At 38.1% G+C, this 15,947-nt stretch carries 14 protein-coding genes; all 14 read left to right on the forward strand.

Annotation, left to right across the window (positions count from 1 at the left end):
- On the forward strand, positions 1–1,258 hold a 1,258-nt coding region (locus AAV96_RS01915; protein ID WP_052750584.1), incomplete at its 5' end, for a YadA family autotransporter adhesin.
- Positions 1,259–1,517: 259 nt separating this feature from the next.
- Positions 1,518–2,525 (forward strand): quinone-dependent dihydroorotate dehydrogenase, encoded by a 1,008-nt coding sequence (locus AAV96_RS01920; RefSeq protein ID WP_005215517.1) that lies wholly within the window; start codon positions 1,518–1,520, stop codon positions 2,523–2,525.
- A gap of 1 nt (position 2,526) precedes the next feature.
- Entirely contained in the window at positions 2,527–3,120 is a 594-nt protein-coding gene (locus AAV96_RS01925) for a CvpA family protein (RefSeq protein ID WP_005215519.1), read from the forward strand.
- 40 nt (positions 3,121–3,160) lie between these two features.
- Complete coding sequence (gene purF, locus AAV96_RS01930) at positions 3,161–4,699, forward strand: amidophosphoribosyltransferase (protein ID WP_046738103.1); 1,539 nt, start codon at positions 3,161–3,163, stop codon at positions 4,697–4,699.
- Positions 4,700–4,802: 103 nt separating this feature from the next.
- Positions 4,803–6,692, forward strand: coding sequence for a M48 family metalloprotease (locus AAV96_RS01935; RefSeq protein ID WP_171066556.1), 1,890 nt, complete (start codon positions 4,803–4,805; stop codon positions 6,690–6,692).
- Between the two features lie 130 nt (positions 6,693–6,822).
- Positions 6,823–7,623, forward strand: coding sequence for an undecaprenyl-diphosphate phosphatase (locus AAV96_RS01940; protein WP_046738104.1), 801 nt, complete (start codon positions 6,823–6,825; stop codon positions 7,621–7,623).
- A gap of 105 nt (positions 7,624–7,728) precedes the next feature.
- Positions 7,729–8,526, forward strand: coding sequence for a PaaX family transcriptional regulator C-terminal domain-containing protein (locus AAV96_RS01945; RefSeq protein WP_004661533.1), 798 nt, complete (start codon positions 7,729–7,731; stop codon positions 8,524–8,526).
- A gap of 107 nt (positions 8,527–8,633) precedes the next feature.
- Positions 8,634–9,617, forward strand: coding sequence for a fatty acid desaturase family protein (locus AAV96_RS01950; RefSeq protein WP_005160663.1), 984 nt, complete (start codon positions 8,634–8,636; stop codon positions 9,615–9,617).
- Positions 9,618–9,679: 62 nt separating this feature from the next.
- A complete protein-coding gene (locus tag AAV96_RS01955; protein ID WP_046738105.1) occupies positions 9,680–10,102 on the forward strand; it encodes a PaaI family thioesterase in 423 nt (140 codons plus the stop codon).
- 143 nt (positions 10,103–10,245) lie between these two features.
- Complete coding sequence (locus tag AAV96_RS01960) at positions 10,246–11,238, forward strand: putative solute-binding protein (RefSeq protein ID WP_046738106.1); 993 nt, start codon at positions 10,246–10,248, stop codon at positions 11,236–11,238.
- 173 nt (positions 11,239–11,411) lie between these two features.
- Positions 11,412–12,188 carry a hypothetical protein gene (locus tag AAV96_RS01965; protein WP_046738107.1) on the forward strand — a complete coding sequence of 259 codons (777 nt, stop codon included), beginning with the start codon at positions 11,412–11,414 and terminating at the stop codon, positions 12,186–12,188.
- A gap of 12 nt (positions 12,189–12,200) precedes the next feature.
- Positions 12,201–13,325, forward strand: coding sequence for a toxic anion resistance protein (locus tag AAV96_RS01970; protein ID WP_046738108.1), 1,125 nt, complete (start codon positions 12,201–12,203; stop codon positions 13,323–13,325).
- Positions 13,326–13,352: 27 nt separating this feature from the next.
- Positions 13,353–14,270, forward strand: coding sequence for a hypothetical protein (locus tag AAV96_RS01975; RefSeq protein ID WP_046738109.1), 918 nt, complete (start codon positions 13,353–13,355; stop codon positions 14,268–14,270).
- A gap of 127 nt (positions 14,271–14,397) precedes the next feature.
- The coding region (gene ahpF, locus AAV96_RS01980; RefSeq protein ID WP_046738110.1) for an alkyl hydroperoxide reductase subunit F at positions 14,398–15,947 on the forward strand (1,550 nt) is incomplete at its 3' end.

A 15,947-nucleotide genomic window follows, 5' to 3' on the forward strand; every position in this document is an offset into this window, starting at 1 on the left:
AGGTGATGTAGGCGCTACGGGCGCGACTGGTGCAACAGGAGCTACAGGTGCTCAAGGAGACAAGGGCGATAAAGGTGATGTAGGCGCTACGGGGGCAACTGGAGCTAAAGGCGACAAAGGTGACATCGGCGCGACAGGTGCCACAGGCGCTCAAGGTGACAAAGGTGATGTAGGTGCTACGGGTGCAACAGGAGCTCAAGGACCTAAAGGAGATACAGGAGCAAATGGTAAGAGTGCATTTGAAATAGCCGTTGACAATGGCTATACAGGTACGGAACAAGAGTGGCTTGCATCTCAAGGTGGTGGTGGTAACAATCCTTACCTTGATGCTAATCCAAATGTAACGAGTTCTGGTGCTAAAGCCACAGGCTCTGGAGCTACTGCTCTTGGAGATGGTGCTGTTGCCGATGGTGAAAATAATACGGTTGTGGGTTCTGGAGCTTCAGCAAAAGGAAAATCAAATACTGTAGTCGGTAAAGGCAATAAAGTTGAAGGTGAGCGTTCAGGTGCCTTTGGTGATCCAAACGTCATTCAAGCAAATGGAAGTTATGCTGTTGGTAATGATAATACGATCACTGGTGATAACAGTTTTGTTGTTGGCAATAACGTAAATACTGCTGCCAAAAATGCTGTTGTTTTGGGTAATGATTCAGCTTCTAACAGAGATAATACTGTTTCAGTTGGTGCCGCTGGTAAAGAACGTCAGATTATTCATGTTGCAGCTGGTGTACAAGATACTGATGCTGTGAATGTTAAGCAGATGAAAGATGCCAATACCAAAACTTTAACTGATGCTAAAACTTATGCAGATGCAGGTGATCAGGCGACATTAACAAGTGCAAAAGGATATACTGATAGTCGTGAAGTGGTAATGCGTCAAGAATATAAAACTGCTGATGCAAAAGTGCTTTCTGATTCGAAAGCTTATACTGATACCAAAGTTATGGATCTAGAAAATAACTTTAGAGATGTATCTAGCCGTGTGGATCAAACGAATCAAGATGTTCGTAAAAACCGAGAAATTGCCGCGCAAGGTATTGCTGGTATTACTGCGATGACAAATATTCCAATGCCAGCTGAACAAGGTGCTTCTACTGTCGGTATGGGTATGGGGTATTATGATAGTCAGTCTGCTATCGCTGTGGGAGCAAGTCATTACTTCGATAATGGTGTTGCAATCAAAGGAGCATTCTCAACAGGCTTTAATAACGGTAATACAACTGCTGTAGGTGCTGGTGTGTCTTATTCTTGGAAATAAGTAACATTTCTACAATTTAGTGAAAGGAACTAAGCTTTAAATGAGCTTAGTTCCTTTTTTTATTGAACTGCGAAATGTTAATTTGAATCAATTGCAAATGACCTGACCAAGATTAAAAATCTGAATAAAACCAGAAAATTGTTTAATCAAGAAGCACTAAAGCAAAGACTCTACAAAATAAGCATATGTCAAGCATGGTGTTTTGTTGAGCCTATGCCTATAATACGGCTACTTGAAAAATCAGTAGACTGTGATTGGTATGTTATATTCATTGGCTCGCCCTTTGTTGTTTACTTTGGCACCAGAGCGTGCACATGAACTCACACTTTCTATGCTCGATACAGCGCATAAATTTGGATTGATGCATCAGAAAACTGCACATAAACCAGTGAGCTGTATGGGTATCGAGTTTCCAAACCCTGTTGGTCTTGCTGCTGGTTTAGATAAAAATGGTGCGCACATTGATGCTCTAGCTGCTTTAGGTTTCGGTTTTATTGAAATTGGTACCATTACACCACGTCCACAAGCAGGTAATCCTCAACCACGTTTATTTCGTATTCCAGAAGCGAAAGCAATCATCAATCGCATGGGATTCAATAATGACGGTGTTGATCAACTGATTGAAAATGTTAAAGCTGCTAAGTTTAAAGGTGTTTTAGGAATTAACATCGGTAAAAATGCAGATACTGCTGTTGAAGATGCGGTTTCTGATTATTTGATTTGTTTAGAAAAAGTTTATAATTACGCATCATATATTACAGTTAATATTTCCTCACCGAATACAAAGAATTTACGTAGTTTACAAAGTGGTGATGCACTTACAGAGCTATTACAAACTTTGAAACAACGTCAACTAGAACTTGCTAAAGAAAATAATCATTATGTTCCTTTAGTACTCAAAGTAGCACCAGATTTAACGCCTGAAGATATTACATTTATCGCTAAACAATTATTGAAATTTAAGATTGATGGATTGATTGTTACCAATACGACATTAGGGCGAGACGGTGTTGAAAATCTGCCAAATGGTAATGAGGCAGGTGGTTTGTCGGGCGCCCCCGTTTTTGAAAAAAGCACCGAATGTTTACGTCAGTTCGCCGATGTTTTAGATGGAAAAATTCCTTTAATTGGTGTCGGGGGAATTGTTTCAGGTGAGCAGGCCGTAGCAAAACAAGAGGCGGGCGCGAGTCTCGTTCAAGTATACAGTGGCCTTATTTATACAGGCCCAACACTAGTAAAAGATTGTGTTAACGCGATGACTGTGTGACATGAACACACTTGATATCATCATCCTGATCATCTTGCTCATTGGAGGGCTGAACGGTTTGCGTCAAGGATTTATTAAAGCCTTTGCGAACTTGATCGGGTGGATATTCGCATTGGTCATTGGGGCTAAATACGCGGTCATTTGGGCACCTGCGATGAGCAGTCTAAGCCAAGACCCAGTTGTGCAAAAAATTGCTGCTTTTGCTTTTATTGTATTAGCCATCGTGATTTGCACGTGGGTTATTACCGCATTCCTGAATGGGCTCTTGAAAAGTTTAAAATTGGGCCCATTAAATCGTCTAGCAGGCGGTGCATTTGGTTCACTAAAAGGTTTATTAATTGTCTTGATTGCGATGCAGGGTGTCGGTCCTTGGGTGAATAGTTCACCGCATTGGAAACAATCAAAATTTGTACAGATCTTATTGCCATACGCGCCATTAGCGACCGAAATATCAAAAGATGCTGCAAATGAAGCGATACATCAAATGACATCTGAAGGTGCGTTATTACATCGCCCTTCGACTGAAATGGAGGAGTCAGAACGCGCTTCAGTAGATCAACGTTCTGATCATTCAACGAAAAATCCTTTTTATTAATTGGGGTTAAACCCCGTTCCTAGCTTGTCGCGAGGTTGCTATGTGTGGAGTTGTTGGGATTGCCGGTAAATCGCCAGTAAACCAAATGTTATTTGATGCCTTGACGATGTTACAACATCGAGGACAAGATGCAGCAGGGATTGTAACTTGCCATCAAGGGCGTTTATTCCTCCGCAAAGATAATGGTATGGTGCGTGATGTATTCCATACCCGTCACATGCGTGCTTTGCTTGGTAACTATGGGATAGGACATGTTCGTTATCCAACAGCAGGTTCATCAAGTAGTGCTGAAGCACAGCCGTTTTATGTAAACTCTCCATATGGTATTACCCTTGCACACAATGGTAACTTAACCAATGCCGCAGAAATTCATGATGATCTGTTTAAAACAGATTTACGTCACATGAATACTGATTCTGATTCTGAAGTTTTACTCAACGTGTTTGCACATGAGTTACAGAAGATCGGTACACTCAACCCAACGCCAGAAAATATCTTCCACACCGTATCTCGTGTTCATGAGCGTTGTAAAGGTGCTTATGGGGTTGTTGCGATGATTACAGGTCATGGGCTTGTTGGTTTTCGCGATCCAAACGGAATTCGTCCTCTAGTTTACGGTTCTCGTGAAACTGAGCAAGGCACTGAATATATCATTGCCTCTGAATCCGTTGCGATTACAGCGCTAGGTTTTAAAGTTGAGCGTGATATTGCACCAGGTGAGGCAGTTTTCATTAATTCAAATGGCGAATTGTTTACCAAACAATGTGCAGTAAATCCAGAATATCGCCCATGTATTTTTGAATATGTGTACTTTGCTCGTCCAGATGCAACAATTGATGGAATCTCAGTTTATAAAGCTCGTTTAAAAATGGGTGAAAAACTGGCGTATAAAATTTTGAAGGAATGGGGTGAAGAGCACGATATTGATGTGGTCATTCCAATTCCAGATACCAGTCGTACTTCAGCATTAGAATTGGCTAATATTTTGGGCGTGAAATTCCGTGAAGGTTTTATGAAAAACCGTTACATCGGACGTACCTTCATTATGCCAGGTCAACAGCAGCGCAAAAAATCAGTTCGTCAAAAGCTAAACCCAGTTGAGCTTGAATTTAAAGATAAAAATGTACTGTTAGTGGATGACTCGATTGTACGTGGTACAACCTGTAATGAAATTATTCAAATGGCACGTGATTCTGGCGCGAAGAAAGTATTCTTTGCTTCGGCTGCACCTATGGTGAAATATCCAAACGTGTATGGTATCGATATGCCAGCAAAATCTGAATTAATTGCTTCAGATCGTACAGTTGAAGAAATTCGTGAGATTATTGGTGCAGATCGTTTAGTTTTCCAAGATTTGGAAGATTTAAAGAACGCAGTGCGTACCAGCAAAGTACCTGATTTAAGAGAATTTGATTGTTCTGTATTTGACGGGATCTATGTGGCTGGTGGGATTGATAATGACTATCTAATTAATCTCGAGCAGAAACGTAATGATTCAGCAAAAAAGAAAGCAGATGGTTATATTGATGTAAATATCGATGCTTCTTCTGTTGATTTAACAGGTATTAAAGAAGAGTAATCATTTAAATCTATAGAAAAGCGGGAAATTCCCGCTTTTTTATTTTATGATACTTAAGGTTTCGAAGCCTCTAAGATCAACAATGTAATCAGGAAAACTTACATTGAAAGAAATGAGCCATTATTTAATTGAAAATAAAAATATTGCATGGTCGGTAAGTTTTTGCTTGCTCGCTATGTTGTCGACAGTTTTTATTCTCAATTTGATTTTGGGGTTAGTCGTTCATTTCTTTGACTACACTCAAGCCATTTGGTGGCATGTTCTTAGTCCATATTTTATCTTTCTTTTATTCTTCGTTATGGTTTGGTCGGTTGGTGCTGAACTGTATGTCTTACGTGAAGGCGGCCATTCACTTGCAAAACAACTTAAAGCAAGACGCCTTGTTTTTGACGAAAGTACGCCCGAAGAAAGCACAGCATTAAAAGTCGTAGAGCAAGTTGCTCAAAGTTTTGCGATCGATACCCCCGCTGTTTATGTGCTCCCAGATGAAGTTGGTGTGAATGCCTTAACCGCAGGCTTCAGATCTCAAGATATCGTAATTATTTTAACGTGGGGTGCTCTACAAAATTTAGATGAACTAGAGCTATATGGCTTATTAAGTTATGAATTCAACCAGATTTTATCAGGTGAAGCAGTTGAAAATACTAAATTAAAAATCTTATACAGTGGTTTAACCACCTTTAGTCAATGGGGAAGTAAATTAGCTCAAGCAGGCTACAATCCTTATGCAACGTCTTATCGAAACAAATTCGAAACTATTTTTGTTGCGATTGGTGGAGTGATTTGGCTGATTGGGAGTTTAGGCATCTTAATTACGCGTTTAATTAAATATTTGACCTTAAGTGGGCGAACTTTTCGTAATGACCTGAAAACTATGCGTTTGATGAATAATAATGCCAATATTCAAACCTTGTTACGTATCTATGTCCACCATTCAGGTTCGCAAATTCATAGTGCGTATTCAGAATCGATTTCACATATGTGTTTCGCAAATTCTCTTAGTCCGCAAAGTTGGATGAATATTCATCCAAGTATCAAAGATCGAATTTATGAACTAAATCCTACTTTGTTACAGGATTTGCAATTAGAAAATTTAAAAAAGTTACGCAATCGTCCTTTATTCAGTCTATTTCGTTCTTTGGAAGAAGAAATGACAGATATGACATTACCTTGGAGTTCGCCACAGCCTTTACCTTTATTGCGTTTATCGCCAATCAGTTTTGCTTTGAATGATGCAATTAAGCCTTTAAACTCTGAAATGCGGAAGAATAAAAAGCGCCCAGAATTGATACAAAGAGCGATGCAAACGGCGACCGGTTCAAGGGAGGTGATGGTTGCGATTTTGATGATTCGTCAATATCGTGAATTCATTCCTCAAGAAGCTGCTGTAAGTCATGCAATCGTAGATTCTTTATTGAATTTGGATGGTCGTATTCATGTTCAAATCTTCCATGATGCCTGTAAGAATATTGGGCATATGCCGACAAGTATTGCTCGTCAATTTTTGACTAAATTGGCTTGTATTATTCAAGAAGATGGTGAGGTGGGTTTGCTTGATGCTTTGTTATTGGAGCGAGTAAAGCGTGAACTCAATCTTATGCCTGCACATTTACCAACGTCATTTGAAGATGTGAAAGCACAAATTGTGCATTTAATTGATGCTTTATTGCATGTACAACAAATTAATAGTCCAAATCAGCTTGAGGTGCGTGAACGAATTCTTCAACAGATTTTAGCACCCGAAGAAATGCAGATTTACGCAGATATTTCTGATGAACCACTTGATTTAGCAGAAATTTTAAATGATGTTTCAGGCTTGTTATTACGAGATCGTCTCAATATTTTAGCAATTGCAGAGCGATGTTTATGGAGCGATCGTATCATCACGCAAGATGAATTAGATGTTTTAGAGTTGCTTTATTGGCGTTTAGGATTCGATACACGTGAAGTTGTTGAACAAATGCAAAAGAAAAATAGTTTGATGATTATTTAATAATAAACTCGTATTTAGAGCTAGAAAGATCAAGCTTAAAACGTTACGTGACAATCACATAAAATGATTTAATTTCAAGGTAAGCTTGCCCTTTATTTTAATCTTGAATTACGCATTTTTTGAGTAAGTTATGCAACATATTGAAATTTTAAAGGCTTTATTTTTAGGGTTTATTGAGGGTTTGACCGAGTTTTTACCGATTTCAAGTACGGGTCATTTAATTTTATTTGGTCACATGATCGACTTCCACTCTGACGACGGGCGTGTATTTGAAGTTGTCATTCAGCTTGGTGCAATTTTGGCTGTTTGTTGGTTATACCGACAAAAGATTTTTGATTTAGTTAAAGGTTTTTTTAGTGGGGATTCAGAAGCACGTCATTTTGCTTTTAGCGTTTTAATTGCTTTTTTTCCTGCTGTCGTGATTGGTATTTTTGCAGTCGATTTTATTAAAAGTGTCTTATTTAGTCCACTTGTGGTCGCAATCGCACTGATTGTTGGTGGTCTGATTATTTTCTGGGTTGAGTCCAAGAATTTTGATCATAAAACAACTGAAGCGACAAGAATTACTTATAAGCAAGCTTTTTTAGTCGGTTGTGCACAATGCGTTGCAATGATTCCAGGGACTTCTCGTTCTGGTGCTACCATTGTGGGAGGAATGTTCTCAGGTTTGTCTCGTAAAGCGGCAACAGAATTTTCTTTCTTTCTTGCGATGCCAACGATGTTGGGGGCTGCAACTTTTGATCTTATTCGTAATGCGGATGTATTAACACAAGATAATATGTTGAATATTGGAGTTGGTTTTGTTGCTGCTTTTATTTCGGCATTATTGGTGGTGAGCGCATTAGTTAAATTTGTTGAGCGTCACACTTTACGCGTATTTGCTTGGTATCGGATTGTACTGGGTATTATTTTATTATTTGTTTTTCTATAAAAATAAAATCTCCCTTTTAGAAAAATTACTAAAAGGGAGAGATTCTAAGTTAAAATTCTTATTCTTTATTTCTTTTTTCATGTTTAGAACTGGTTCGATTGTAAGATGACAATAGCTAAAATGAATGCCCGAGATTTAATCATTGATTTACTTTTAGGGCTACAAGGTCGTGAGATCTCGATTAAACAAATTATTATCGCAGCGAAGCTTTTTGAGATTAGCGAAAATAGTATTCGTGTCGCAGTAACCCGATTATCTAGTGATGGGGTGATTGAGGCGATTGAGCGGGGTATATATCAATTTACGGCTAAATCACACGAATGGGCCGATGTGATGTTGAACCGTAAAAACGGAATTAAACAAACAAAACAATGGGATCATCAATACTTAGCTGTCTTTACGGGTGAATTAGGGCGGGTTGATCGTACAGCTTTAAACCGCCGGGAACGCGCATTAAAGCACTTCGGTTTTAAAGAGTTAGAACAAGGTATTTATATTCGCCCTGATAATTTAGCCATTTCTTTTAAAGAGGTATTTTTGGCATTACAAGCTTCTGGCTTAGAAAAAAGCGCCAAAATTTGCCAAATTAATCATTTCGACACCACAACATTAAATAAAATTCCTAAGCTTTGGCCCACTCAAACGCTTAATCAAAACTATAAAAAATATAGTCAAATGATTCAAAAGTGGTTGGAGACAGTTGAGCAATTAAGCTTAGATATTGCTGCTAAAGAATCGCTATTGCTTGGTCGGCAGACCATTTCTTTGCTGATGAATGATCCATTATTACCTGAGGATTTTGTTGATGTTCATTTACGTGATCAATTTGCATTAAGTGTTCAGCAATTGGATCAGACTGGACTGGAATTGTGGCAACGATTCTATGAAATCAGTTTAGTATAAATATTACTGAAAAATTAATTTTAATGTATTGACAGAAATATTACTTAATCTAAAATAAAATTTATACTTATGTATCTATAGAAATAGAAAAATTGTAGGGTAGGGATATGAATACACGGACATCAATAAGTGATTTGTTCACAAGAGAAGAAATCACAGAATTGACAACAAAGTCAGATTTACACGGTAGTTGGGCTGTTTTATCAACTTGGGCAGTCATTGGTGGAACCTTTGCTGCGGTTGCCAGTACATGGGAGTATTTACCTGTCTGGGGCAAATTACTGATGTGTATAGCTGCATTGGTAATATTAGCGGGTCGTCAACTTGCGCTTGCAATCATTATGCATGACGCTTCACACCAAAGCTTATTTAAAACCAAATGGCTGAATGATATTGCTACTGATTGGCTTTGTGCTCGTCCAATCTGGAATGATTTAAAGAAATATCGTGCCCATCATTTACGCCATCACAGTAAAACTTCTACCGTAGAGGATCCTGATTTGTCTTTGGTAGAGGGTTTCCCAACTTCGAAGAAATCGTTAATGCGTAAGTTTTTCCGTGATGTTTCTGGAATAACCGGATTAAAATTCGCGCTTGGACGAGTGCTTATGGATGTTGAGAAAATGGAGTGGACGGTATCTAACGACCGTCGTTGGATTTCTCAAGAGGGACGCCATTGGGTCGACTATCCAAAAGCATTTCTAAAAAATAGTGGTGGTGCAATAGCAACAAATGCTGCTTTATTTTCAATATTATGGGCAGCCGGTCATCCTAAATTATATGCACTTTGGATATTGGCATATTTAACACCATTTCCATTATTTTTACGTGTTCGTTCGATGGCAGAACATGCAGGTATGCCAACCAGTAATAGTGCATTAACGAATACACGGTCTACAAAAGCAGGTTATATTGCTCGTGCTTTAGTTGCGCCCATCCATGTGAATTTCCATAAAGAACATCACTTAATGGCAACAGTTCCATATTTTAAGTTACCTAAAATGCACCAGATGTTATTAGAGCGTGGACATGTTCCTGAGCCTCCTAGTTATTGGCAAGTCTTAAATGAACTTTCAGATCAAGCTGATTAAATGTTTGTTTATAGTTTTAGTCATAATTTAAAAATAATCTAAGTCATTTGGGATGTATTGTTATGGCGCTTAGTAAGCATGAAGTTACTCATTTTTTGGCACAGGAATTTCCTCAAGCACTCGAAAAAACTAGTATCGAAGAGATTAGTCCTAAAGGGGCACAGTTACTTTATAAAATCGATCAGAACGATTTACGTCCAGGTCAAACCGTATCAGGTCCAACCTTGATGTTGGTGGCTGATTTCGCGCTTTATGTTGCGATTATGGGGCATTTAGGTCTAATTGCTATGGCTGTTACAACCAACATGACCATTAATTTTTTTCGTAAACCTAATGGAAATCAAGATATTAAAGCTGAGTGTAAATTAATCAAAATTGGTAAAACATTAGTTACAGGTGAAGTGTGGCTTTATTCTTTGGATGATGAAGAACCAGTTGCGCATGTGATTGGAACATATGCGCTTCCACCGCGAATAGCTCAGTAATTATTTGGCTAATTAGAATTGTTTAAAATGATCTTGTTTAGAGAGTAATTGACTGGAAATTCCTAAAAAAAATAAACCTTGTCATAGGATAATGATCATTGATCGGGTGTGATAAAGAAATCAATCTTATCGAGCAAGAATAAATGATAATTAAAAAAAGTTTAATTGGGTTAGCATTATTTGGATGTGCTATAACAACTCAAGCTAAACAGACCGTTTGTGTTTTTGATCCAGTCGGCAAATCGGGGGATGCATTTGCATTAGCAAAGGATTATGCACTTGAAGCTAAAAAGTGGGGTGCAGATATTGATTTACGCGCTTATGTTGATGAGCGAGTCGCAGCAGAAGATTTGAAAGTTGGACAATGTGATGGTGCGATTATTAGTGGTTTGCGTGGTCGCCAATTCAATAAATATGTAGGATCATTGGATGCAATTGGCGCATTAACAGACTTAAAAACAGCAATACTTGCCTATCAATTGTTATCTAAACCACAAGCAGCAAAAAGTATGCTTAATGGTCCTTATGAAATTGCTGGTTTAGGAACGATTGGTCCTGCTTACCTCTTTGTAGCTGATCGTAGTATTAATACTTTAGCCAAAGCTGCTGGAAAGAAGGTTGGAGTATTTGCATATGATGAAGCTCAACCTAAACTTGTTGCTCAAGTTGGTGCTCAAGCGGTTTCTGTCGATGTCACCAATGCTGGTGCAAAATTTAATAACCATCAAATTGATATTGTCCCAGCACCGATCGTTGCTTATAAACCCTTTGAACTCTATAAAGGTTTGGGGGATAAAGGTGGAATCGTAAAATTTCCATTAACACAAATTTCAGCAAATTTTATTATTCGAAAGGATAAGTTTCCTGAAGGATTTGGGCAAAAGTCTCGTGAATGGGTAGCGGGTCAACTTGGTCGTACATTTAATATAATCGCAAAATATGAAAAAGAAATTCCAGAAAAATATTGGATGAATATCCCCCCTGAAGAACAGCTTAATTATATGAAAATGATGCGCGAAGCTCGTATTTCTTTAACCAAAGCGGGTATTTATGATCCAAAAATGATGAACTTTCTGAAAAAAGTGCGTTGTAAGCAAAACCCAAATAGTTTTGAATGCACCCTTAATGATGAATAAAGCATAGTTTACAATTCTGAAAATCTCTTTATTCATTGTAATTAAGAGGTTTTTTATTAATTCCCAAATGTTAAATTTTAAAAAACATAACAACATTTAAGTATGCGAAAGAGTAAGAACATGCTAAAACTAACTATGTTCAAATTTATTTGTTCTTACTATACTCGGCTAATATGACGCAATCGTTCGACTTCATACCTTTATCGCAAATTGAATCAAATCAAGAACATATTTTAGCGATTAAACGTAATGATTTACTTCCTCTACTAAATGATCCACATCGTTTGAATCATTATGCAGATCATTTAGTTCAAGCTCAAAGTGTATTACTGAATGGTGTTGACCCTAGATTGAATCAGCAATTGAGTGAAGTGATTACCCAGATTATTCAGCAACTTTCAATTTCCAAAAAACATTTAGGTGGCCGTCGTTTTAACGCGTTGCAAAAATGGTTAGGTATAGATGTTGAATACGATGCTGGTCAAGTAAAGTTTGTCAAAGATCTTGGGCGTTTAATCAATGAAGCAAATCATTTAAGCCAGCGATTACAGATCGAAATCCAAAAATCGCAATCACGACTACAGCAAGCTTTAGGTCTAAGAGAACAGATGGCCGCTTATATCCGCGCCGCTGATGAGTTTTTAATAGAATATCCTCAATTTACTCAACAGCAAAAGATTGACCATTTTGTTGAACGGCTCTCGAAAAAAATAAATACCTTACAAACCTTACAAACGAGTAATGATATTGGGATGAAACAAATGCAGTTATCACAAGAGTTATCTTTTGGCTTGCTAGATCGATTTAAAGAAGCACAACAGGTTTTGATTCCTGCATGGCAATATCACGTTAAACAAAGTACAGCATCGACTTCAACAAATACACTTGATCAGCTTGATAAAAGTCGAGAAGATTTAATTAAAAATTTGAAAAAATCATTACAGAAATAAGAGGGAAAAAAGATGTCAGATTCAGAACTTAGCAAATTATCTCATGAGCTTGAAATGAAGCCTGAGCAACGTTTTGAGCAGTTGAACTTAAAAGATTTAGGATTGCAACGACAAGATCTTGCAGAAGTAATGGATGCACATAAAGAACTGGCAGATATCAGCACGACAGTGGTGGCTGAATATGGCAAAAATATTGCCAGTAAAACTTCAACTTATACCGATGAGCTGTTAAATCTGGTTCAGAATAAAGATTTGGATACGACTGGACAAAAACTTAATGAGGTAGTGCAAGTCGCACAGCAATTGAATACTTCAAGTATTTTGAATAAATCAAAAAGCTCTGGGTTTTTTGGCGGTTTACTGAGTAAATTTAAAAGTGCTAAACAAAATTTTGATCAGCATTTTAATACCACTAAAGAGCAGATTGATGTATTGGTTAAAGAAATTGAAAGTTCTCAATCAGGGTTGAAAGCTCGGGTTGGAACCTTAGATAAAATGTTCGATGCGGTTCAGGATGAGTATAAACAGCTTGGTGTTTATATTGCTGCAGGGCAATTAAAACAGCAGGATATTCAGCAACAGATATCAATGCTCACATCACAAGAGCAGGATCAACAAACGACGCAACAGATCTATGATCTTAATCATTTGGCGAATAATCTTGAGAAAAGAGTCAGTGATTTGCAGGTTTTACAACAGTCTGCGATGCAAACCTTACCGATGATTCGGATCATCCAGTCGAATAATTTAATGTTGGTAGATAAGTTCTATGCCATTAAGAACATTACGCTACCCGCATGGAAAAATCAGATTAGTCTGGCGATTTCATTACAAGAGCAAAAGAATAGTGTTCAGCTTGCCAAGGCTATTGATGACACAACGAATGAATTATTACGTCGCAATGCTGAATTATTACATCAAAATTCAGTCGATACTGCGAAAGCGAATCAACGTTCAGTGATTGATGTGGAAACACTTGAACATGTACAAAATACCCTCATTAAAACTGTAAATGATGTGATTCAGATTCAGAAAGAAGGGATGCAAAAGCGTGCGGAAGCGACAACACGTTTACGTGCTTTGCAAGAGAATTTAAATCATTTAGTGCTTGAGCATAGCCAGCCACCCAAATCTTGATATTGTTAATTTTTGAAGGAAAAATCATTGTCACCCATAAACGATTTTAGTGTACAACCGATTGACCAACGTTTAGATGCATTAAAAAAACGTCAACGTCATTTAATGATCTGGTTCGTTTTAGCCTGTACATTGGTCGTTATTACAGTTGCATCGTTATTTTTGCAAAAAGAATTTATCTATCGGTTCTTTGATCTTTCCACGCATGTTCAGGCATTAGATTTGCCTTATCATGTTCAAGAATTGGTGCTATTTAAACAACCAGTCGATTATTTTTTTAATTTATTATCATGGTTTGGTTGGTTGTTTCTAAAAATTTTGGTTTCGTTTATTGGGGCATTTTTACTGCTCAGTTGGATGAAGAAATTTAAGTTTTTTCAGCAACGTTTCCAAGCATGGACACAACGAGTTTTGGCTTGGATTATTGCCTTTATTTTGCTTTGGTCTGGTCTGAGCTACATTCAATACGATTGGAAAGATGAAACCAAACAGGCGTATCAACAATGGATGAGCTATCAAAATAATATTGTTGAAAGTCAAATTGCTCAAGATTTACAGCAGGCCAACATTTCATCGACTGAAAAAGCCTATGTGTTGGCACAAGTGGCTTTGTTGCATCAACCTGCCGATCGTAAAACTGCCAATGTCTATGTGAATCAATTGATTGTCGCTGAGAAGAATAACTCGATTCAGTTTAAACAATATGATTTTAAGCCTGAACAGTTATGGGTCATGCAGCAGCAACTATATGGTAAGAGTATCACCTCAATTACGCAGCCCTTAGATCTGCGTGCACAACAAGCCGAACGTATTTCTCAGATTGTGAATGTAATTTTATGGGGCTTGATTGTGTTGGTTGTTGCTTTAAGCACCATTTTGTATGTACTCGCTAAACAATTGAAAAATCGCCACATGCGCATTCATCAAAAGCTTGATGTCTCTTAAATTTTAATTCGGTTTATCCGATTAAATTTATAAAAACATACTGTTTTACCTATTTATATATTTTGCGTACTATAGCTTCATTGAATGAATTTAGCTGATTTGAACTGCTTAGAATTTGGAGAAATACATGTTAGATCAAAATATTAAAACGCAATTAAAAGCTTACTTAGAACGTTTAGAAAGTCCAATCGAGTTAGTTGCAGCTTTAGATGAATCAGACAAAGCCGCAAAAATCAAAGAACTCGTGACTGAAATTGCAGAACTTTCTGACCAAGTTACGGCGCGTTTTGACGGTTCAAACGCTCGCCGTCCTAGTTTCGGTGTAGCTAAAGCAGGTGAACAACCACGTGTGTTCTTTGCTGGCTTACCGATGGGACATGAGTTTACTTCTTTGATCTTGGCATTATTACAAGTATCAGGTTACGCACCTAAAGTCTCTGATGAAGTCTTGAACCAGATCAAAGGCTTAAACTTGAAATCAAACTTTGATGTGTTTGTTTCATTGAGTTGCCATAACTGTCCAGATGTGGTTCAAGCACTCAACTTGATTGCAATCTATAACCCGAATGCAACTGCAACCATGATTGATGGTGGTTTTTTCCAAGAAGAAGTTGAAGAACGCAAAATCTTAGCTGTACCGATGGTGTTTCAAGACAATCAACATATTGGACAAGGTCGTATGACTTTGGAAGAAATCGTGGCGAAGCTAGACACGAACTCTGCTGAGAAAGATGCCGCAGCACTTAATGCCAAAGATGCTTTTGATGTATTGGTGATTGGTGGTGGTCCTGCGGGTGGTACAGCAGCGATCTATGCAGCACGTAAAGGTATTAAAACAGGTATCGTGGCTGAACGTTTTGGTGGTCAGGTCATGGATACCATGGACATTGAAAATTTCACCACGGTTCAAAAAACTGTAGGTCCGAAGTTTGCTCAAGATATGGAAGCCCATGTACGTGAGTACGGTGTCGACATCATGAATTTGCAACGTGTCAGCAAGATCACAGGTGCAGATCAGACAGCCAATGGTCTGGTTGAAGTTGAATTGGAAAATGGAGCTAAGCTTGAATCGAAAACCATTATTCTTTCAACAGGCGCACGTTGGAGAGAAATGAATGTACCGGGTGAAGCAGAATACCGTACACGTGGTGTGGCATACTGCCCACACTGTGATGGCCCATTATTCAAAGGCAAACGTGTTGCGGTGATTGGTGGTGGTAACTCTGGTGTAGAAGCAGCGATTGACCTTGCAGGGATTGTTGAGCATGTGACGTTAGTTGAGTTTGATACCAAGCTTCGTGCAGATCAAGTGCTACAAGACAAATTAAACAGCTTGCCGAATACCACTGTGATTTTGAATGCGCTCAGTACTGAAGTGGTCGGAGATGGTTCACAAGTCACTGCGTTGAAATATAAAGATCGTGCGACTGATGTTGAGCATACAGTTGAGCTTGCAGGGATCTTTGTTCAGATTGGTTTATTGCCAAATACAGATTTCTTGAAGAACAGTGCAGTTGAATTGAGTAATCGTGGTGAGATCGTGATCAATGATCGAAATGAAACCAATGTCAAAGGTGTATTTGCTGCGGGTGACTGTACCACCGTACCGTACAAGCAAATCATTATTGCGACTGGTGAAGGTGCGAAAGCTTCTCTATCAGCTTTTGATTATATGAT

Origin of the sequence: Acinetobacter sp. AG1 (assembly GCF_001005525.1) — a bacterium.
Taxonomy (GTDB): domain Bacteria; phylum Pseudomonadota; class Gammaproteobacteria; order Pseudomonadales; family Moraxellaceae; genus Acinetobacter; species Acinetobacter modestus.